Annotated in this window: 16 protein-coding genes, 14 tRNA genes and 1 rRNA gene; 5 read left to right on the plus strand and 26 right to left on the minus strand. The window is 48.4% G+C overall.

Translation table 11 applies throughout. The annotated features are described in order from the left end of the window. Positions 1 to 70 precede the first annotated feature (70 nt). Both FGB90_RS12660 and FGB90_RS12665 read right to left on the minus strand, forming a co-directional pair. Complete coding sequence (locus tag FGB90_RS12660; protein WP_138811189.1) at positions 71 to 1,420, minus strand: glucose-6-phosphate isomerase; 1,350 nt, start codon at positions 1,418 to 1,420, stop codon at positions 71 to 73. A 415-nt stretch (positions 1,421 to 1,835) separates the two neighbouring features. Next, a complete protein-coding gene (locus FGB90_RS12665; protein WP_138811190.1) occupies positions 1,836 to 3,002 on the minus strand; it encodes an iron-containing alcohol dehydrogenase in 1,167 nt (388 codons plus the stop codon). A 196-nt stretch (positions 3,003 to 3,198) separates the two neighbouring features. Here FGB90_RS12665 and FGB90_RS12670 point away from each other — a divergent pair, with 196 nt between their 5' ends. Next, complete coding sequence (locus tag FGB90_RS12670) at positions 3,199 to 3,426, plus strand: DUF378 domain-containing protein (RefSeq protein WP_138811191.1); 228 nt, start codon at positions 3,199 to 3,201, stop codon at positions 3,424 to 3,426. A gap of 212 nt (positions 3,427 to 3,638) precedes the next feature. Here FGB90_RS12670 and yugI read toward each other — a convergent pair whose 3' ends face one another. Then, positions 3,639 to 4,058 (minus strand): S1 domain-containing post-transcriptional regulator GSP13, encoded by a 420-nt coding sequence (yugI, locus tag FGB90_RS12675; RefSeq protein ID WP_138811192.1) that lies wholly within the window; start codon positions 4,056 to 4,058, stop codon positions 3,639 to 3,641. A gap of 248 nt (positions 4,059 to 4,306) precedes the next feature. Here yugI and FGB90_RS12680 point away from each other — a divergent pair, with 248 nt between their 5' ends. Beyond that, positions 4,307 to 5,653 carry a sodium-dependent transporter gene (locus FGB90_RS12680; RefSeq protein ID WP_138811193.1) on the plus strand — a complete coding sequence of 449 codons (1,347 nt, stop codon included), beginning with the start codon at positions 4,307 to 4,309 and terminating at the stop codon, positions 5,651 to 5,653. Positions 5,654 to 5,863: 210 nt separating this feature from the next. On the opposite strand, the gene FGB90_RS12685 is transcribed toward FGB90_RS12680, so the two are convergent. Then, positions 5,864 to 7,030, minus strand: coding sequence for an aminotransferase (locus FGB90_RS12685; RefSeq protein ID WP_138811194.1), 1,167 nt, complete (start codon positions 7,028 to 7,030; stop codon positions 5,864 to 5,866). Next, positions 7,027 to 7,518, minus strand: a complete 492-nt coding sequence (locus FGB90_RS12690) for an Lrp/AsnC family transcriptional regulator (protein WP_138811195.1) — start codon at positions 7,516 to 7,518, stop codon at positions 7,027 to 7,029. The genes FGB90_RS12685 and FGB90_RS12690 overlap by 4 nt, the downstream gene beginning before the upstream one ends. A gap of 158 nt (positions 7,519 to 7,676) precedes the next feature. On the opposite strand from FGB90_RS12690, the gene FGB90_RS12695 reads away from it, so the two are divergent. Then, positions 7,677 to 8,285 (plus strand): cysteine hydrolase family protein, encoded by a 609-nt coding sequence (locus FGB90_RS12695; RefSeq protein ID WP_138811196.1) that lies wholly within the window; start codon positions 7,677 to 7,679, stop codon positions 8,283 to 8,285. Positions 8,286 to 8,662: 377 nt separating this feature from the next. Here FGB90_RS12695 and FGB90_RS12700 read toward each other — a convergent pair whose 3' ends face one another. The 5 genes from FGB90_RS12700 to FGB90_RS12720 all read right to left on the minus strand — a co-directional run bounded on the left by FGB90_RS12700 (position 8,663) and on the right by FGB90_RS12720 (position 12,641). After that, positions 8,663 to 8,962 carry a ferredoxin family protein gene (locus FGB90_RS12700; RefSeq protein ID WP_138811197.1) on the minus strand — a complete coding sequence of 100 codons (300 nt, stop codon included), beginning with the start codon at positions 8,960 to 8,962 and terminating at the stop codon, positions 8,663 to 8,665. Continuing rightward, positions 8,944 to 10,239, minus strand: coding sequence for an FAD-dependent oxidoreductase (locus FGB90_RS12705; protein ID WP_138811198.1), 1,296 nt, complete (start codon positions 10,237 to 10,239; stop codon positions 8,944 to 8,946). The genes FGB90_RS12700 and FGB90_RS12705 overlap by 19 nt, the downstream gene beginning before the upstream one ends. Next, the gene (locus FGB90_RS12710) at positions 10,232 to 11,296 is read right to left on the minus strand and encodes an electron transfer flavoprotein subunit alpha/FixB family protein (RefSeq protein ID WP_138811199.1); all 1,065 of its coding nucleotides are present in this window, start codon (positions 11,294 to 11,296) and stop codon (positions 10,232 to 10,234) included. Before FGB90_RS12710 ends, FGB90_RS12705 begins: the two co-directional genes overlap by 8 nt. 39 nt (positions 11,297 to 11,335) lie before the next feature. After that, complete coding sequence (locus FGB90_RS12715) at positions 11,336 to 12,163, minus strand: electron transfer flavoprotein subunit beta/FixA family protein (protein ID WP_138811200.1); 828 nt, start codon at positions 12,161 to 12,163, stop codon at positions 11,336 to 11,338. A 196-nt stretch (positions 12,164 to 12,359) separates the two neighbouring features. Beyond that, complete coding sequence (locus tag FGB90_RS12720; RefSeq protein ID WP_171051809.1) at positions 12,360 to 12,641, minus strand: DUF3006 domain-containing protein; 282 nt, start codon at positions 12,639 to 12,641, stop codon at positions 12,360 to 12,362. A 157-nt stretch (positions 12,642 to 12,798) separates the two neighbouring features. On the opposite strand from FGB90_RS12720, the gene FGB90_RS12725 reads away from it, so the two are divergent. Further along, positions 12,799 to 14,100, plus strand: a complete 1,302-nt coding sequence (locus FGB90_RS12725; protein WP_138811202.1) for a C40 family peptidase — start codon at positions 12,799 to 12,801, stop codon at positions 14,098 to 14,100. 125 nt (positions 14,101 to 14,225) lie between these two features. Beyond that, a complete protein-coding gene (locus tag FGB90_RS12730; RefSeq protein WP_138811203.1) occupies positions 14,226 to 15,053 on the plus strand; it encodes a DUF6612 family protein in 828 nt (275 codons plus the stop codon). A 388-nt stretch (positions 15,054 to 15,441) separates the two neighbouring features. On the opposite strand, the gene FGB90_RS12735 is transcribed toward FGB90_RS12730, so the two are convergent. From FGB90_RS12735 to rrf, 16 genes are all read right to left on the minus strand, one after another. Then, on the minus strand, positions 15,442 to 16,890 hold the full coding sequence (locus FGB90_RS12735; RefSeq protein ID WP_138811204.1) for an NADP-dependent glyceraldehyde-3-phosphate dehydrogenase: 1,449 nt from the start codon (positions 16,888 to 16,890) through the stop codon (positions 15,442 to 15,444). Positions 16,891 to 17,607: 717 nt separating this feature from the next. Beyond that, positions 17,608 to 17,683, minus strand: a tRNA-Lys gene (locus FGB90_RS12740). Between the two features lie 95 nt (positions 17,684 to 17,778). Next, positions 17,779 to 17,853, minus strand: a tRNA-Glu gene (locus FGB90_RS12745). A 40-nt stretch (positions 17,854 to 17,893) separates the two neighbouring features. Next, a tRNA-Ile gene (locus FGB90_RS12750) sits at positions 17,894 to 17,970 on the minus strand. Positions 17,971 to 18,000: 30 nt separating this feature from the next. Beyond that, a tRNA-Gly gene (locus tag FGB90_RS12755) sits at positions 18,001 to 18,074 on the minus strand. Positions 18,075 to 18,102: 28 nt separating this feature from the next. Further along, positions 18,103 to 18,179 (minus strand) — tRNA-Arg (locus FGB90_RS12760). A gap of 1 nt (position 18,180) precedes the next feature. Next, positions 18,181 to 18,255, minus strand: a tRNA-Gly gene (locus FGB90_RS12765). A 5-nt stretch (positions 18,256 to 18,260) separates the two neighbouring features. Beyond that, positions 18,261 to 18,335, minus strand: a tRNA-Gln gene (locus FGB90_RS12770). Between the two features lie 17 nt (positions 18,336 to 18,352). Further along, positions 18,353 to 18,429 (minus strand) — tRNA-His (locus tag FGB90_RS12775). Positions 18,430 to 18,448: 19 nt separating this feature from the next. After that, a tRNA-Trp gene (locus FGB90_RS12780) sits at positions 18,449 to 18,522 on the minus strand. 5 nt (positions 18,523 to 18,527) lie between these two features. Then, positions 18,528 to 18,612 (minus strand) — tRNA-Tyr (locus FGB90_RS12785). Positions 18,613 to 18,629: 17 nt separating this feature from the next. Beyond that, a tRNA-Asp gene (locus FGB90_RS12790) sits at positions 18,630 to 18,705 on the minus strand. Positions 18,706 to 18,710: 5 nt separating this feature from the next. Beyond that, positions 18,711 to 18,803: transfer RNA gene (locus tag FGB90_RS12795), tRNA-Ser, on the minus strand. A 7-nt stretch (positions 18,804 to 18,810) separates the two neighbouring features. Then, positions 18,811 to 18,887, minus strand: a tRNA-Met gene (locus tag FGB90_RS12800). A 24-nt stretch (positions 18,888 to 18,911) separates the two neighbouring features. Further along, positions 18,912 to 18,987 (minus strand) — tRNA-Ala (locus FGB90_RS12805). Positions 18,988 to 19,044: 57 nt separating this feature from the next. Next, positions 19,045 to 19,142, minus strand: a 5S ribosomal RNA gene (gene rrf, locus FGB90_RS12810); the annotation flags it as partial.

The following is a 19,142-nucleotide window of genomic DNA, read 5'->3' on the forward strand; positions in this document are numbered from 1 at the left end:
GGCTTAAATTATTCGGCTTAAATTATTCGCTATTTCCCGGGAAAAGGACGGCATTCGACAGCCGATTCGGTTACAGACGCTTTTCCAGTTCCTCTTTTTCTTTTTCAAAGCCGGGTTTGCCGAGAAGAGCAAACATATTCTTTTTGTACGCTTCCACACCCGGCTGGTCAAACGGATTCACACCGAGGATGTATCCGCTGATGGCACAGGCCTTTTCAAAGAAATAAACAAGATAGCCGAAATGGTATTCGTTAAGCTCCGGCACATTAATAATAAGGTTCGGTACATTCCCGTCCGTATGGGCAAGAAGCGTTCCCTGGAATGCTTTTTTGTTTACAAAGTCCATTGTCTCACCGGCAAGGTAGTTCAGGTTATCGAGATCTGATTCAGCTTCTTCGATTTTAACTTCCTCGCGCACGCTTTCCACGTTCAGTACTGTCTCGAACAGGTCACGACGGCCATCCTGTACATACTGGCCCAGTGAGTGAAGGTCAGTCGAGAAATCAGCTGCTGCCGGGAAAATCCCCTTGCCGTCTTTTCCTTCACTTTCTCCGTACAGCTGCTTCCACCATTCACTTACAAAGTGAAGCGCGGGCTCATAGTTAACCATGAGTTCAATGGTTTTCCCCTTATTATAGAGAGCATTTCTAACCGCCGCATACTGATAGGCTTCATTCTCTGCAAGATCGTCACTGCTGTATGCTTCTCGGGCATCAGCAGCTCCCTGCATCATAGCATCAATATCAAGTCCACTGGCGGCAATCGGCAGAAGGCCAACGGCTGTGAGAACGGAGAAACGCCCGCCGACATCATCCGGAATGACAAAGGATTCGTATCCTTCTTCATTTGCAAGCTCTTTCAGGGCCCCTTTATCTTTATCCGTTGTAGCGTAGATTCGCTTCCGTGCTTCCTCTACTCCGTATTTTTTCTCAATGTAATCGCGAAGGATCCGGAAGGCAATCGCCGGCTCGGTTGTTGTTCCTGACTTTGAAATAACGTTAATGGAAATATCTTTTCCTTCAAGCAGGTCGATCAGGTCACGCAGGTAGGTGGAACTGATGTTGTTTCCTACAAACAGCACCTGGGGGGTGCTGCGCTGTTCCTGATTCAGAACATTGTAGAAGGAATGATTGAGCGCTTCGATTGCTGCCCGGGCGCCAAGGTAGGAGCCGCCGATCCCGACAACGAGAAGAACGTCCGTATCACTTTTAATCTTTTCGGCGCTTTCCTTAATACGGCGAAATTCCTCCTGATCGTAGTTTACCGGGAGATCGAGCCAGCCAAGAAAGTCGCTGCCTGCTCCTGTGCCGTTATGTAGTGCGTCGTGTGCAGCTTTCACTGCTCCGGTCATATTTTCTACTTCATGAGCGGCCACAAACTGATCCGCTTTTTTGTAATCGAATGAGATCACATTTGACATTTTTTCTACCTCCAGTATTGAGTGTAAATTGCTATTTACTACTCTTCCACGTTTCACTTTATAAAAACCACCTCAAATAATCAAGGGAACAGGCAATTGTAAGCGCATCCAGTTTTCGACGGTCTTTTTAGTCAGCTGTTTTCGGAAAAATTGTTCCTTTACGTAAAATTAATCATGGAGCGAAAGGGGGCAACTCCTGCGGGAATAGCATCAGGTGAAGACCGCGCATGGCGTTTTTCCCGAGGAGGCTGAAGCGATGCCCGTCGAAAGCGTCCACCTGCAGCGTAATAACACAGCAACCTTTACAAAAATAGCCTTTTAGTTTCATCCATTATTGGCGCAGTGGGGAATGACGGCTGTCTGAAACCCGGATAGAAAAAGCACCCGAATCCGGGTGCTCTATAGTTATATTCAGTTACAAAGAGGCTTTGAGGATCATTTCGACGTCATCTTTCTCAAGGGCATTGAAATTGCCAAAAGATCCGTTTGCCATGGCTTTATCAGCCATTTCGTCAATACGGCTGTCATCGATGTCATAGTCCGCAAGGCGGTTCGGCGCACCAAGGCTCGTCCAGAATTGTTCCAGACGCTGGATGCCTTCTTCAGCAACCTGGCTCCGGGACTTCCCTTCAGGATCTATTCCCCAGACATTTACTGCAAGATTTACCAGCTTGTCCTCGCCTTTCCCAAGATGGTGTCTCATCCACTGAGGAAACAGGATGGCCAGTCCGCCTGCGTGAGGAATATCGTAAACGGCGGAAACGGCATGTTCAATATTATGTGAGGCCCAGTCGCCGCGCACCCCCATCTGGAGCATGCCGTTCAGGGCAATGGTTCCCGAATAAAGGATTGTTTCACGAAGCTTAACGTCATCGGGATTTTTCACCAGTTCAGGCCCTGCTTCAATCACTGTTTTCAGCACCGCTTCACACATGTTTTCCTGAAGTGGTGTATTTGTCTGAGGATGGAAATACTGTTCAAACACGTGACTCATCATATCCACAATTCCGTAAACCGTATGGTCCTTTGGAACACTCAGAGTGTTCGCGGGATCAAGAATTGAAAATTTCGGGAAAACGTGAGGGCTTCCCCATCCGTATTTCTCATGGGTTTCCCAGTTGGTAATAACGGATCCGGCATTCATTTCGGAACCGGTGGCTGCAAGGGTAAGTATTGTTCCAAAAGGGAGAGCAGCATCGGGAACTGCTTTTTTCGTAACGAGATCCCATGCATCTCCGTCGTATTTGGCACCCGCTGCGACAGCCTTTGTGCAGTCGATGACGCTTCCGCCGCCAACAGCAAGAATGACGTCAATATCCTCAGTCCTGCAGATGTCCACTCCTTTATGTACTGTGGAGAGACGTGGATTCGGTTCAACGCCCGCAAGTTCATGTATTATAAAACCGCCATCCTTAAGAAGTGCAGTTACTTCATCATAAAGACCATTACGTTTGATGCTGCCCCCTCCATAAACAAGCAGAACTTTCTTTCCATATGGTTTCAGCTGATCTGTCAGCTGTTCTTTCACCTGTCCCTGACCGAAGATCAGTCTTACAGGATTCTGGTAAATAAAGTTATCCATTTACGCTTCACTCCTTCATTAAACTAAACTTTCCCTTCTGTTTCCTTATTATTTACCACTGTCTGCATACCTGTAAAGGAATGTGCCGGCAGGAAGACACAACTGTTGTGAATAAAAGCGGCCCAGTTTATTCATTATAAGAAAAGGAGCAGACACGCTTCTTTATTTTGGAGTTAAACAAGGAGGTGAGGAACGAATGAGCGGTATTCAACGCACAGCGCTCGTGCTGGCTATTATCGGAGCAGTGAACTGGGGACTGATCGGTTTTTTCCGGTTTGACCTTGTAGCAGCAATCTTCGGTGGACAGGCAGCTGGGTTTTCCCGGTTTATTTACGCGCTTGTCGGACTGGCCGGCCTGTATTGTATTTCCATCCTGTTTAAGCCGGACGAAGAAATGGAACGCAGCCCGGAACCTCAGCGTTAATCACCTTCACCCATTCGTTCCAGATCACCTGGGAGTTCACTCTTTTCTGGAAGCGGGTTGCAAGGTGAGAGTATGAAAAAGCTTTCCGCAGATTTATCTTGCGGAAAGCTTTTTCGTGCCCGGCTGTTTTGTGGGAGGCAGGATAAAAAAAAGAGACCCTCACGGATGAGTGTCTCTTTCTCGTTTCGGAAAAGCAGGATTCTGGGAAATCCTTATTTTTTCGCGCGTTTGTTAAGGTCAGCCTGAATTTCGTTAGACTGTTTAAGCCAGCCTTTAAGCTTTTCTTCAAGAGTGTTAAAGCCCTGAGGCTTTTCGTTTGTGTGACGCTTGCCGCCACCGCCGCCGCCCTGGCGGTTTGGACGATCCTGACGTGCTGGACGCTCAGGCTTTGGCTGCGTTTCACGGATGGAAAGAGAAATTTTGCCTGATTCTTCGTCAACGCTGAGAATTTTTACTTTCACTTCGTCACCAACGGAAAGGTGCTCGTTGATGTCTTTTACGAAACCGTGTGCAATATGGGAAATGTGTACAAGACCCTGTTTCTTTTCGTCTAGAGCGACGAACGCACCAAATGGCTTAATCCCAGTTACTTTTCCTTCAACGATGCTTCCTACTTCATAGTTACCTGACATGAGAACAACTCCTATAGCTATTTATTAACTGGTTAATTATATCACAGCTTTCCCCCCGTGACAAAAAGGGATATTTTCCATTTTCAAACGCGGAAGCACCAAAATAAATCGAATAGTTTCGACAAATTTCACACATAGCATTGACAGCCGTTACCGTAACACTTTATAGTGTAAAAATGTTGCAGAGCGAAAGTGATGTTTTCTGAACATTTAAGAAAGTGAAAATGAAAGAACGGAGGTAATCTACGATGGCAAATAAGGACCAGTGGACGTCCAAGCTCGGCTTTATTCTTGCTGCAGCCGGTTCGGCGATCGGACTCGGTGCAATATGGAAGCTGCCGTATGTAGCTGGGACAAGCGGAGGCGGTGCATTTTTCCTTATATTTCTTATATTTACGATCTTTCTCGGCCTGCCGCTCCTGCTCACAGAGTTTACAATCGGACGTAGAACACAGCATGAGGCCATTACCGCATACAGAATGCTGGCCCCGGGTACACCGTGGTACTGGATCGGACGTCTCGGAGTTGCGGCTTCTTTCCTTCTTCTATCCTTTTACAGTGTAGTTGGCGGATGGATTGTCATTTATCTTTACCGATCATTAACAGAAGGACTGGCAGGTCGCGGTGCTCCTGAGTTTGAAGCCCTTTTCGGGCAGACAATCAGTAATCCCGCCCTTGCTCTCGGTGCCCATCTTATTTTTATGATAATGACGATCCTTGTCGTACAGGGTGGCGTTCAGAAAGGAATTGAACGTTTCAGTAAGATCATGATGCCGGCCCTGTTTGTACTGTTTATCATCATTGTCATTCGTTCCCTGACACTGCCAGGTGCTATGGAGGGCGTTTCCTTCTTCCTTATGCCTGACTTTTCATCCGTTACGGGAGAAGTTATTTTATATGCACTTGGACAGGCCTTTTTCAGTCTGAGTCTCGGGGTTTCCATTATGGTTACCTACAGCTCCTACCTGAAATCAACGGAAAGTCTTCCGAAATCGGCTGTATCCATTACGGGCCTGACCATTTTTATTTCCATTCTCGCAGGACTGGCCATTTTCCCGGCAGTCTTCTCATTCGGTCTTGAACCGGCAGAAGGCCCGCCGCTGCTCTTTATTGTCCTGCCGACTGTATTCAGTGAACTTCCTTTTGGGGGACTGTTTTTCATCGCGTTTATGGCACTGCTGCTTTTCGCAACGCTCACTTCAGCATTTTCGCTTCTTGAGATGGTGGTGGCGTCTGTCACGAAAAATGATCCCGCAAAACGTAAGAAAGCAGCTTGGCTCTGCGGGCTCCTTATTTTTGTGATGGGGATTCCATCTGCACTTTCCTATGGGGTGCTCGCTGATGTCATGTTTTTCGGTAACACCTTTTTTGATCTGATGGACTTTATCGTAAGTAACATTATGCTGCCGCTCGGTGCTTTGCTGATCGCCATCTTTGCTCCGCTGAAAATTAAAAAAGATGCGCTTTACGAAGAGATGCAGAAAGGATCGGCAATGAAGCGGACGGTGTTTAACGTCTGGTTTGTGCTTGTGAAATACGTGACACCGATTGCTATTGTGCTTGCATTCATCAATCTTTTCATTTCCGACGTATAAAAATTGACCGAACGGATATGATAGGTACTGTATACAATCTTGTATTCCCCCTTTAAGGCCGGCCCGCCATGACGCGGACCGGCTTTTTTTCTGCATTGCTGCAGGCATGGGACGTTCTGTTTCAGTAATTAAGTGTTTTTAATTCATGGTACTTTCGGCAGAAAAAGGACACAAAATGCCCCCTGACCATACCGTGATCAGGGGGTTCTGTTACAGACTTTTAATGAAACGACCGATCCGTTCGACTGCTTCTTCAAGCTGTTCAAGTGAAGCGGCATAGGAGCAGCGGATGTGGCCCTCCCCGCCTTCACCAAAGACATTACCGGGAACAACTGCTACGCGCTCGGCAAACAGGAGTTTTTCTGCAAACTCCTCTGAAGAAAGCCCCGTTGAACGAATACTCGGAAACGCGTAAAATGCGCCGCCCGGTGTATGGCAGTCCAGTCCGACCTCCTTTAGAGCCGTCACAAAGTAGTTACGGCGCTGCCGGTAGCTTTCCACCATTTCAAGCATTTCCTCCCGGCCGTTTTCCAGCGCTTCAATTGCACCGTACTGAGCCATGGTGGATGCGCACATCATCGCATACTGGTGAATTTTCAGCATGCCTGCTGCGATATGCTCAGGTGCCGCTACATAGCCGAGACGCCATCCCGTCATGGCAAACGCCTTTGAAAATCCGCTGATCAGAATTGTCCGTTCACGCATGCCGGAAAGTGCGGGTACACAGACATGAGGGGCGTCATAGGTCATTTCCGCATATATTTCATCGGAAAATACTACGAGATCATGCTCCTGAATCACCGCTGCGACCTCTTCCATTTCCCCGGCATTCATCACCGTTCCTGTCGGATTGTTTGGAAAGCAGAGAAGAATTCCCTTTGTCCGGTCGGTGATTTTTTCGCGGATCGCCTGCGTTGTTACTTTAAATCCATTTTCAATTGAAGTGGGAATAGGGACCGGGGTCCCGCCGATTAATGACACAAGCGGTGCGTAGGACACAAACGACGGCTCAACCACGAGCACTTCATCCCCCGGGTTCACTGTCGCCCTCATGGCAAGATCAATGGCTTCGCTGGCTCCGGATGTAACGATCACTTCATTTTCAGGATCATAATCAACGTTAAAATGCCTGTCCAGGTATTTTGCGATTCCCTCTCTCAGCTCCGTCAGACCCGCGTTGGCTGTGTAGGACGTAAATCCCCGCTCAAGTGAGGAAATGCTCGCTTCCCTGATGTTCCACGGGGTCGTGTAGTCCGGTTCTCCCACTCCTAGAGAAATGATGTTATCCATAGAGGAAGCCAGATCGAAGAACTTCCGGATGCCGGACGGCTTTATCCGGTTGACTGCCTCGGATAAGTAACGTTTCTCATCTGTCATGGTGAAACCACCATCCGGTGATCGTCTTCCCCTTCTCCAAACACAACACCGTCATGCTTGTACTTTTTCAGCTGAAAATGAGTGGTTGTGGACAATACAGACTCGAGTGTGGAAAGCTTCTCCGAAACAAACTGTCCTACTTCCGTCATCGTGGCTCCCTCAATAACAACACTGAGGTCATATGTACCTGACATGAGATAGAGCGCTTTTACTTCCTTAAACTTATAGATCCGCTCGGCCGTTTCATCAAAGCCTGTACCCCTTTTCGGCTGAACCTTTACGTCAATCGTTGCTGTTACTCCTTCAGGAACATCAGCTTTCGTCCAGTCCACAACTGCCGAGTAACCGAGGATGACCTTTCTTTTTTCAAGGTCACTCATCATCTGCCTGACCTCTTCTATCTCCATTTGAAGCATCCGTGCAATCTTCTCTACGGGCATACGGCCGTTTTTCTCAAGCAGCCGTAATAGTTCCTTTTCTTTTTCCATCCTTCCGTCTCCTTTGCTGCAATGTTTAATCGGTTTATATTGGGGAAAATTAACCTGCGTCAGAACTATAACGTTCGCTTCATGAATCTGATTCTGACTGCTCTCCTGCTCAGTTGCCTTACCCCATTACAGCATACTCAAAAAGGAGAAATCAATATATGACGGAAACTAACAAAAATCCCCACGTGACAGAATACCAGCATGTCGCTCTTCTGCTGGTGGATGTCATTAACGATTTTGAATTTGAAGACGGTGAAAAGCTCCACCGGTATGCCCGTCCCGCTGCCGAAAAGATTGCCGCTCTGAAAAAAAGAGCAAAGGAGCTGAACATTCCTGTACTTTATATAAACGATAACTACGGAAAATGGCAGTCCGACTTTAAGACCCTTGTGCGCCACTGTCTGGATAATGATGTGAGAGGTAAGGAAATTACACAAATCCTGGAGCCGGAAGATGACGATTACTTCGTATTAAAACCGCAGTTCTCTGCTTTTTTTAATACTCCTCTCGATCTTCTTCTGGAGTATCTGAACGTAAAATCACTTGTCATTGCAGGGTTTGCCGGAAATATGTGTGTACATTTCACAGCCAATGATGCCTATATGAGAGGCTACCGTCTCTATATTCCCTCGGACTGCAGTGCTTCGAACCACGAGGAGGATAACCGGGAGGCCCTTAACCTGATGGAGCATGTGCTGGATGCGGACATCACGCCTTCTGAAAATCTGGATCTGGAGAAAGTGAAGTACTACTGGAGGGAGCAGTGATGCACTTCCCGTTTTGGATATCAACGTGCGAGGGATTATTTATAAGGTAGTTAGAATTAATCGGGAATTAGTTAGAATTAATCTGGAATCAGTTAGAATTATTCTTAAATCAGTTAGAATTAAAGAGAATTCAGTAATAATTAATCGGAAATCATGTAGAATTTTGTTTCTCAGGCGATTGAGAAGGCTCCCGGCAATACGTAAGGCGTTGACCCGGGTGGTTTTTTTACCACCCGGGTCCTAAGTAATGCCCTGGCTCCGCTCGCTCCGGTCTGACCGAAAAACCGCCGGTCAGACTGCTAGTTCGTGGAGCGGCTCCGCACAGGCCGAAAGAGGTTGACACATCCGGTGAAAAATCATACCGGATGTGTCAACCTCTATGCCAGCCTGAATACGATGCCGTGGCCGCCTTTTGGGTATTCCCATTTGATATTATCGTAAGGGCAGCCAATTCGGCAGCTTCCGCACTCGTGACACCCTTCAAATCCTACATGCATACGGTCCCCTTCCCATTTATACACGTCAGCCGGACAGAAAATCGTACAGTCCTTATCAGGGCACGATGTAAGACAGACATTTTCGTCCTTTACCTCGAGGTGTGATTTCGTATCACAGCGGAACCGGACAAGGTACTGCTTTTCTTCAATTGTTTTTGCCATTATTTCATCACCTTCCATGCTCGTATTAAATCCCTGGCGACGGTGATCTTTCCTTTATCCTTTGTAAATCCTTTAATGATGTCACTCTGCTTCTGCTTTTTCGGGCTGCCGTCAACAGTGAAGAACTTATTGGCTGCCTTATTGAGCATCGGAATGTAATCAGCCATATACTGCGGGTGATCTTCAAATGTGTGGGTGACATCCTTATATTTTTTGAGATCTTTCCCGACAAAACTGCGGTACAGTTCCTTCCGGTAGTGGTCCAGCGTCCGTTCCGTAAAATCACCAATTTCCTTTGCCCTGACGATTGCCTCGGCTGCCATTTTCCCTGAGCTCATGGCCATATTGGACCCTTCACGGTGAATGGCGTTCACGAACTGCGCTGCATCCCCCACAATCACCACGCCGTCCCCGACGAGACGAGGAACAGACTTGTAGCCGCCCTCCGGAATCAGGTGCGCCAGATACTCGGCTGTTTCACCGCCTTCCAGGTAAGGCTTCACCATCGGATGTGTTTTCACATACTCCAATAGGTGATAAGGCTTCAGCTTTTTCTTAATCATGCCTGAAAGGGTTGTTCCGACACCGATGTTTAAGCTGTCTTTGTTTGTATAGAGAAATGCAGTTCCGAGAAGCCCCTGGGTGGAGTCTCCGAAAATCTCAATTGACACCCCCTGATTGTCTTCCACATTAAAGCGCTCGTTGATCGTTTTTTTCGGAAGGTTCATCACTTCCATCACTGTGAGCGCAACTTCATCAGGCTTCCATTCCTTGTGGAAACCGAGACTCTTCCCAAGAAGGGAGTTGACACCGTCTGCAAGTACGACTACGTCGGCATAGACGTCTCCGTCCGGTCTGTCGGTTCTGACTCCGACAACACGCCCATCCTCTACAATACATTCCGTGACTACGGTTTCATTAATCAGCAGTGCTCCCTGCTCCACGGCCTTGGAAGCGAACCACTGGTCAAATTTCGCCCTCAGAACCGTAAAATTATTGTACGGCTCCCTTCCCCACTCAAGGCCTTTGTAGCTTGATGTGACCATCGATTCACGGTCCATAAACCAGAAGCGCTGCTCCACCACCGGCCGTTCCAGCGGCGCCTCCTTCCAGAACTCCGGAATAATTTCCTCCATCTGTTTGCGGTACAGAATTCCGCCCATCACATTTTTTGATCCCGGGTACTCTCCACGTTCAATGAGCAGGACATTCAACCCTGATTTTGCAGCAGTGTATGCACAGCTCGTACCCGCCGGCCCTGCTCCTACAACAATGACATCAAAACGGTCACCCACGGCTCGTCACCCCTTCTGTTTCCTCCGTTTCCTCACCGGCCGGCTCCCTGCTCAGTTCTTTCCTGAATGCTTCCGTGAGCATCGGGACCACTGTAAAAGCATCGGCTTCAATACCGTAGTGGGCTGCCTGAAAAATCGGTGCCTCCCGGTCGCTGTTAATTGCCACGATCAGTTCGGCGTTCTGCATCCCTACAAGGTGCTGAATAGCACCTGATATTCCGACTGCCACGTATACTTTCGGAGTGACGGTCGCTCCGGTCTGGCCCACCTGACGTTCATGTCCGCAGAGACCGGCCTCCACTACGTCCCTGCTCGCCCCGAGAGTGGCGTTCATAGCTTCGGCAAGTTCTGCCACCATCGCAAAGCCCTTTGCATCCTTAACGCCTTTCCCGGCCGCCACAATGATGTCTGCTTCTTCAAGGTTTACTGCTTTTTTGGAACTCTTGACGATTTCAAGCACTTTCGTTTTCAGGTCCTCTTCCTTTAAGGTGATTACTTCTTCCACCACTTCCCCGGTACGACCCGGTTCGGGAGGAAGCCGCTTAATCACCTTCGGCCGCACTGTTGCCATCTGGGGACGGTGCTTCTTACACAGAATCGTCGCCATAATATTTCCGCCGAATGCCGGACGGCTCGCCTCGAACAGACGCTTCTCCACATTCACATCCATCAGGGTTGTATCGGCTGTTAGCCCGCAGAGCACATCGGTTGCTACTGCACTGGCCAGATCCTTTCCGTTTGATGTTGCCCCGTAGAGGAAGATCTCCGGCTTGTATTTTCTCACCAGATCCCCAACTGCTTTCATGTATGTTTCCGTTCTGTAAAACTTCAGAATAGGGTCGTCGATTACGTAGACTTTGTCGGCTCCGGCTTCAAAAATCTGATTGGTCAGCGGCTTAACGCCGTCTCCCAGCAGAACACCGCACACATCCACTTCCAGCTTCCGTGCCAGATCCTGCCCGGCTGCAAGAAGCTCAAGCCCCACGTCGAGAAGCTGTCCCTCTTTCTGCTCCATAAACACCCAGACACCGCGGTAGTCATCAATATTTACCCTCATCGTTACCTCCGCCCTTCAGAAAAATCCTCTCCACCCTTATCAGTTTTTCCTGCCTGCTTTTGTGAACAGTTCCTGTTCTTTCATAAATATTTTCATAACTGCAACTGTCTGGTCTGCAGGGTCTCCGCTAATCATTTTCGCCCCTTTGCTTTTTTCCGGCGGCCACATCTTACCCACAATTGTAGGGGATCCTTTCAAACCAAGCTGTTTGATATCCACATCGTCGAGATCATCCACATTCCACACAGACGGTTCGTATCGCGCAGCACGAATCATATTCGGCAGCGGCGCCCAGCTGACTTCATTAATCTCTTTTTCCACTGTGAGTAAAGACGGCAGGGTTGAAGCAATTACTTCGTACCCTTCTTCAACCTTCCTGTGGACTTTCAGAGTACGGTTTTCCACATCCACGTCCTCCACGCGAATAACACATGTAAGCGGCGGAATTCCGAGACGTCTCGCTACTCCCGGACCTGTCTGCCCTGTATCCCCATCGATGGCATGTTTTCCACAGAGGATCAGATCCACTCCATCTGTTTTCTGAATCTTTTCCACAGCCTTAAACAGAGCATAACTTGTTGCAAGGGTATCTGCGCCGGCAAAGCGCCGGTCTGAAATCAGAATGCCCTCGTCCGCTCCGATTTCCACGCATTTACGAATTGCATTCCTTGCCTGCGGAGGCCCCATTGAAAGAACCGTCACTTTTCCCCCATAAATCTTTCTCAGCCTCACTGCTTCCTCCACTGCGTGTGCATCGTACGGATTTAAAATGGCAGGCGCACTCGAACGGTCGAGTGTATTCGTTTTGGGATTTACTTTGATGATTTTCGTATCAGGTACCTGCTTAATACAGACGAGAATATGCATCTTCCAACCACCTTTCGGCTGTATGGCATCATTGTTCACAAGTTCACTTATCCACTTGTTGATAAATCCATATCGCTGTCCCTGTCAGAGCAACTGTGGACAACACCCCATACATGTGTCACTCCCATATATATGAGCCCAGACGTAAAAAAACACCTGAAATCAGGTGTTTATAACAGAGTTTAAAGAGAACACCTCACTGCTCCCTTCTTTTTGTTTTAAAACGGCTGCCTTTCTTTTTCTTCAGAGCCTCCATCTTTCTGCTGATGTTTTCTTTCGCCTGAATCCCTGCTTCATTATCGGAAACAACACTGGAAACCGTATCGCCTACGAAAGTAAGCGTAAACCAGTCCCCTTCGGAGGCACCGCCCGGCATTTTTGAAACAGGGAGAATAATTTCCTCTTCTTCTTTTCCTGCCAGAAGTACAGCCCATTGTCCGTCCTCGATTCTGTCCAGAACTGCCTGCTTTTTCCCCATACCCATTCTCCTTTCATCTCTTGCTTCCTACCTACCATCATACACATTTACAGCCAATCACACACGTCCGGTACCGCCACTTTGCTTCACAGCTGAATGAGAAACCTGCATGTATGGAAAAACTGAACTTAACACACGTTGAAAAGAGAGGATTCGTATGAAACGTATAATGCTGCTATTACTTGTATTGCTGCTTCCTGTCCTTTCTAATCCATATATCCCGCAGACACACGCTGCTGAAGTCACGGAAAACAACGGCTCACTCTCTGAGAGCATTCCTGTATTCTGGCCTGACCCGACTGAGCAGACAACTTTTTCCGCAATCACTGACAAACTGATCGGTACTCCGGCTGGCTCAAAGCGCGGCCGGACACCTTCTGAAGGTTTTTCCTCCGGAGGACTGGTGCAGTATCTGTACAAAGAGCATTCCGGCATTCTTCTCTCCCGTAAGCCGGTACTCCAGCGGGAACTCGGTAAACCTGTAACGGACCTGCAGGAAGGAGACCTTGTCTTTTTTAAAGGAAACCTCGGCCTCGTTAGCGGTGTCTACCTGCACGGTGGCACCTTTGTAACCGTCACCCGTGACGGAGTGAGTATCAGAAACCTGGAGACAGACCCGTACTGGCAGGAGAGATTCCTTGAAAGCCGCAGGCTTACTGAAGAAGAGCGCGAACGACTGAATCCTGCTTTCTATAAGGGAACAGACCACCCTGCTGTTAAAGAGGCTCTCTCCCTTCTGCATAGGCCGTATCGTCTTACCGGTTCGCAGCTCAGTGCGTTCGATTGTTCTTATCTCGTGCAGCATTCCTTTGCCGAAATGAATATTTTCCTGCCGCGAATGACCTATCAGCAGTTCGAAAAAGGTGAGAGCATCCCGCTCCCTGATGCCAGGGAAGGCGATGTGCTTTATTTTTCGGGCACCTGGCAGAAAGGCATCTCCCATACTGGAATATATCTGGGCGACCGTTTCTTTATTCACGCCAGCGGTGAGGAAGGTGAAACAACGATTTCCTACCTCGGTGACAGCTGGATGCACCACTTTACCGGGGTGAGACGTTTTGATGATCTCTCGGCAGACATGGAAATTGAACCGGTTCGGGAAGCGATTGGTCTCCTCGGAACCGAGTACAGAAAAAAAGGCAAATCACCCCGGAAAGGATTCAGCCGAAGCGGCCTGATCCGCTACGTGTTTAAGCAGAGTGGTATATCCGTTCCCAGATCGGCAAAAAAACAGGCCTCCAGGGGAACGAGGGTAAAGAAAGGGGATGAACAGCCGGGAGACGTTTTTTTCTACAGGACCTCCAAAGGCAGTCTGTTTCCCGCCCTCTATATTGGAAACGACACCGTTATTGTTGTCAGAACCGACGAAGGTGTCTCCGCTGCCGACCTGACATTCAGTCCCTACTGGAACTACTCCCGTGTCTATAAGATCCGAAGATATGGCACCTCCGCTGATTAAACGGAAATTCCACTGTGAATTTCCGTTTTTTTCTGTTAAAATCCTTTCCTGTGAAACCAAATACATTTCCAATCGTACAGTTTACTGGAGCATCTTTGATTACGAATATTACGGAGGGTAACATTATGAAGAAAAAAGCAATGCTGACCGGATGTGTAACAGGAGCACTTCTTTTTACTGCAGCCTGTAATGCGGAAAGTGATGACGGTCTTACAGCAGAAGAGATACTTGCCAATTCAGAGGAAGCCATGGAGGAGCTTACAAGCTATGCTATGGACATGGAAACCGTACAGGAAATGAGTTTCGGAGAGGATTCAATGGAACTGAATATGACTGCAGAAGCGCAGGTAAGAATGGATCCACTCGTCTTATATCAGAACGCCTCGATGGATATGATGGGTATGCCTCTCTCCTATGACAGTTACTTCTCTGAAGAACATGGATTTCTCATGGAAGATCCTATGAGCGGAGGGTGGATTAAACTTCCCGAATCCTTCACCGATGAAATGCTCGCCATGGCTGATGTACAGACCAGTCCCGATGAACAGCTTGAAATTTTCCGTGACAACCTGGAGGAAGTGACTGTTGAGGATGAAGAGGAGTTCTACATCGTCACACTGAAAGGGGACGGGGTGGACAACGAAGCTATGAAAGAACAGCTGCTCGGTCTTATGGATGGCGACATGGGACAGATGATGGGTGACGCTGTTGACTCCATGGATATTCACGAATTTGAGTACGAAATTACAATTGACCGGGAAACTTTCTATACGACAGAAGCAAACATTTACACCGATATGACTGTGGATGATGGTGTGAACAATACGAACATGAAACAGACCGTTCACATGATTCTGGGTGAATTCAACGAGCACGATGATCTTGAAGTTCCTGCCGATGTAATCGAAAACGCAGAAGAAATCGATGAATCTGAATTTATGGGCGAGTTTTAATCGCCTGCAGGTGGCTGGGACAGAAGGAAAGTTTTTTGATGAGAATCCGAACAAAATAAGCGGATGAAATATTCGCCGACTCCTGCGGGAGGAAAAGAGCAGGTGAGACCCCGAAGTGCGAAGCACGCGGAGGCTCAGCCGCTTCCCGCGGAAAGCGGAGTATATTTCAGGAGCGATTTACCTGCGGCGCGAATTGATTGTTCGGATTTCCATCTATTAAAACACTTCTGTCCCAGTCTCTTTTTCTTTTAGGGGCGTAGTCCTGTTTTTACAATTTATCGAAACAGGGATTCCGGCGATCAGGCTGATCACTGTCAGGACCACAGATCTGAACCGTCCCGGAACTGCAAAAGGGATGCCCCTGCGCCGGGGCATCCCTTAATTTGGTTTAAAGATTTATGACAGTAACTTTATCCCTCAGCATGGATTCGATGCTGCGGCCGATTCCCTGCACACCCTGTCCTGAGTTTTTCACACCAAGGAACGGCAGGTGGTCAGGCCCCCGGGACGTTTTCCCGTTAAGCTGAACGGTACCCACCTCGAGTTTGTCAGCAATGGAGAAGGCATCTTCCATGTTCTGCGTAAAGATACTTGCCTGAAGTCCAAATTCGTTTCTTTTTTCAAGGTCGATCGCTTCAAATACGCTGCTGATCCGGACGATCGGAAGGACCGGCCCAAACTGCTCTTCCCATGCAACTCGCATGTCTTCTGTTACGTTATCCAGCAGTGTAGGTGAAAGAAGGTTATCTTTGCGGTCTCCTGTTGTTACCACTGTGGCACCTTTCTCTTTTGCATCTTCCACAAGTGATTCAACGTAATCGGCAGAGCGATCATCAATCATCGGTACTACTCCTGCTCCTTCAGACGCTTTCCCGACTTTCAGTTCTTCAACTTTTTCCTTCAGTCTGGCTACAAGCTCATCTGCAGCACTGTCCATTACGAGAACCCGCTTGATGGCTGTGCAGCGCTGACCGGAATAACTGAATGCCCCGGCCACAATTTCACTGGCTGCTTTCTCGAGGTTTGCATCTTCGAGAACGATTGCCGGATCCTTTCCCCCAAGCTCCAGAACAACCGGAATCATGGAAGCCTGTTTTGCAATGTGCTGTCCGGTTTTCGTACCGCCTGTGAATGAAATCATGTCCACATCAGGATGTGTAACAATGAAATCTCCAATTACAGAGCCGCGGCCGGTAACAATGTTCAGAACGCCTTCAGGAAGACCGGCTTTTACAAGAGCCTCAATCATTTTAATCCCGCTGATTGCTCCCTGAGTAGCCGGCTTGAATAGAACCGTGTTACCTGTTACCAGAGCAGGTGCAATTTTTGCAGCTGACAGGTTGACCGGATAGTTAAACGGTGAAATTGCCAGAACCACGCCGTGTGGAACTTTCTGAATCATAGCCTTCTTGTTTTTCCCTCCGCCGGGAAAACCGTCACCGGACATGTACTCTCCTTTAACCCGAAGTCCCTGTTCGGCTGTGTAGCGGATCAGTTCAGCTGTACGCGTGACTTCACCTTTTGCAGAGGAAAGGCCTTTTCCTACTTCGCGCTGAATGATTTCACCAAGCTCATCGCTCATTTTTTCAAGTTCATCGGCCCAGCGGTGCATTAGCGCCACCCGTTCATCCAAAGGGGTGCTGGCCCAGGCTTCCTGCGCCTTTTTGCTGGTCCGCGCTGCCTCATCTGTTTCAGCCTGAGTCATAGCCTGGACACTGCCTACAGAACTTTTGTCGTCTGGAGATTGAATCTCAATCGTTTTTCCGGATTCACTTTCTCTCCATTCATTATTGATAAGGAAGGGATAGTTTTTTGCTTCGTAGGTTACTGCTGACATAAGATAATCACTCCGTATATAGGATTAGTGTTAGCTTTTTTGTATATACATCTTTCTAAATCATTCAATGTTACACATTAAAACATGTGAAAACCCTTTCGTTCAAGGTGTTTGCTCATATTATTCGTACTATAGGGCCTGTTGTGCCGGGAAAGTGCAGCCGGCATCCCCTGTCCTTAACATGATCACAGCGCTTACAAAAAAATTGAAATTTCTTTTTAAAAATTTTACTTCTTCAAGGGTAATTGAATGATTTTTTATGACCTCTGTCTGATGCTGCCTGAATTTGGGGCAGATTGTTCCGAGAATACAGTTTTAGATGCTGGACCCCAATAACAGAAAAGTGACCCTTTCCACAATATAAAAATGCTGTGTTCGTATAGATTGTTGTTATTGACCAAATTAATTATGCAGCGAAAGGCGGCGACTCCAGCGGGAATAGCATCAGGTGCGAGCGTTTACAGCCTGTGATTGCTTCGAGCTGCTTCGACGCATACAGCTTCGAAGCTTACCTTGCAGAGGAAGAAGCAGAAGCACTCCCCAGGAGGCTGAAGCGATGCCCGCGGCATAGAAGACACCGTGAAGCATGAACGGATGTCGCACTTGTGCCTGTGGTGAAAGCGTCCGCCTGCAGTGGAATAAAACAACAATTTTTCCGAAAACAGCATATAAAAAAAGACGTGATCAGTAACTGATCACGCCTTAATACGTATGTAATGGTGAGCCATGAAGGACTCGAACCTTCGACCCTCTGATTAAAAGTCAGATGCTCTACCAACTGAGCTAATGGCTCGTTTATAAAGTTTAACCCTGTAATACTTTCTCTGAGCACGCCGCCTTTATCAGATGACGTTGCCGGTAGGAAGGGGGGACCTTAATAAGCTGTATTGGTGACCCGTACGGGATTCGAACCCGTGTTACCGCCGTGAAAGGGCGGTGTCTTAACCACTTGACCAACGGGCCACTGAAGGTGTCTGTTCATCATCCGGTTCATTAACAGTAATGGTGGGCCTGAGTGGACTCGAACCACCGACCTCACGCTTATCAGGCGTGCGCTCTAACCAGCTGAGCTACAGGCCCGGAGAAATAAACAGTTTTCAGACATAAAAATGGAGCGGGTGATGGGAATCGAACCCACGACATCAGCTTGGAAGGCTGAGGTTTTACCACTAAACTACACCCGCACGTGTGTATTCCCCTATGAAGTTAAAATGGCGCGCCCGAGAGGAGTCGAACCCCTAACCTTCTGATCCGTAGTCAGACGCTCTATCCAATTGAGCTACGGGCGCGTGGAGCGGAAGACGAGATTCGAACTCGCGACCCCCACCTTGGCAAGGTGGTGTTCTACCACTGAACTACTCCCGCGTAAATGGCAGGGCTAGCAGGATTCGAACCTGCGAGTCACGGGATCAAAACCCGATGCCTTACCGCTTGGCTATAGCCCTACATTATTTAATTTAAATGGGGCGACCGATGGGATTCGAACCCATGCGTGCCGGAGCCACAATCCGGTGCGTTAACCAGCTTCGCCACGGCCGCCATTATTTAAACATTAAAATGGCAGGGGTAGTAGGAATCGAACCCACATCAAAGGTTTTGGAGACCTTCGTTTTACCATTAAACTATACCCCTATAGATGGTGGAGGGGGACGGATTCGAACCGCCGAACCCTGAGGGAGCGGATTTACAGTCCGCCGCGTTTAGCCACTTCGCTACCCCTCCACGAATATGAAATTAAATGGCGGTCCCGACCGGGGTCGAACCGGCGATCTCCTGCGTGACAGGCAGGCATGTTAACCACTACACCACGGGACCATTAATGGCGGAGGAAGAGGGATTCGAACCCCCGCGGGCCGTGAAGCCCCTGTCGGTTTTCAAGACCGATCCCTTCAGCCAGACTTGGGTATTCCTCCATTAATTTGGTAGCGGCGGAGGGGATCGAACCCCCGACCTCACGGGTATGAACCGTACGCTCTAGCCAGCTGAGCTACACCGCCAAATTAAATCCATTATTGTATAGATGGTGGAGCCTAGCGGGATCGAACCGCTGACCTCCTGCGTGCAAAGCAGGCGCTCTCCCAGCTGAGCTAAGGCCCCTTGTCATAGAAATATCTTTGTACACCTTTCGGTGTACAGGGAAAAGTAAAAATATCTGCCCAGCGGCGTCCTACTCTCACAGGGGGAGAGCCCCCAACTACCATCGGCGCTGGAGAGCTTAACTTCCGTGTTCGGCATGGGAACGGGTGTGACCT

This window comes from Alteribacter natronophilus (genome assembly GCF_006007885.1).
GTDB classification, from domain to species: domain Bacteria; phylum Bacillota; class Bacilli; order Bacillales; family Salisediminibacteriaceae; genus Alteribacter; species Alteribacter natronophilus.

Coding starts and splice junctions, on each gene's coding strand:
- FGB90_RS12695 (WP_138811196.1), top strand. CDS start 7,677: ATGACGGAAACTAACAAAAATCCCCACGTGACAGAATACCAGCATGTC.
- FGB90_RS12710 (WP_138811199.1), bottom strand. CDS start 11,296: ATGAGGGTAAATATTGATGACTACCGCGGTGTCTGGGTGTTTATGGAG.
- FGB90_RS12730 (WP_138811203.1), top strand. CDS start 14,226: ATGAAGAAAAAAGCAATGCTGACCGGATGTGTAACAGGAGCACTTCTT.
- FGB90_RS12690 (WP_138811195.1), bottom strand. CDS start 7,518: ATGGAAAAAGAAAAGGAACTATTACGGCTGCTTGAGAAAAACGGCCGT.
- FGB90_RS12700 (WP_138811197.1), bottom strand. CDS start 8,962: ATGGAAGGTGATGAAATAATGGCAAAAACAATTGAAGAAAAGCAGTAC.
- FGB90_RS12685 (WP_138811194.1), bottom strand. CDS start 7,030: ATGACAGATGAGAAACGTTACTTATCCGAGGCAGTCAACCGGATAAAG.
- FGB90_RS12715 (WP_138811200.1), bottom strand. CDS start 12,163: ATGCATATTCTCGTCTGTATTAAGCAGGTACCTGATACGAAAATCATC.
- FGB90_RS12720 (WP_171051809.1), bottom strand. CDS start 12,641: ATGGGGAAAAAGCAGGCAGTTCTGGACAGAATCGAGGACGGACAATGG.
- FGB90_RS12735 (WP_138811204.1), bottom strand. CDS start 16,890: ATGTCAGCAGTAACCTACGAAGCAAAAAACTATCCCTTCCTTATCAAT.
- FGB90_RS12660 (WP_138811189.1), bottom strand. CDS start 1,420: ATGTCAAATGTGATCTCATTCGATTACAAAAAAGCGGATCAGTTTGTG.
- FGB90_RS12665 (WP_138811190.1), bottom strand. CDS start 3,002: ATGGATAACTTTATTTACCAGAATCCTGTAAGACTGATCTTCGGTCAG.
- FGB90_RS12725 (WP_138811202.1), top strand. CDS start 12,799: ATGAAACGTATAATGCTGCTATTACTTGTATTGCTGCTTCCTGTCCTT.
- yugI (WP_138811192.1), bottom strand. CDS start 4,058: ATGTCAGGTAACTATGAAGTAGGAAGCATCGTTGAAGGAAAAGTAACT.
- FGB90_RS12670 (WP_138811191.1), top strand. CDS start 3,199: ATGAGCGGTATTCAACGCACAGCGCTCGTGCTGGCTATTATCGGAGCA.
- FGB90_RS12680 (WP_138811193.1), top strand. CDS start 4,307: ATGGCAAATAAGGACCAGTGGACGTCCAAGCTCGGCTTTATTCTTGCT.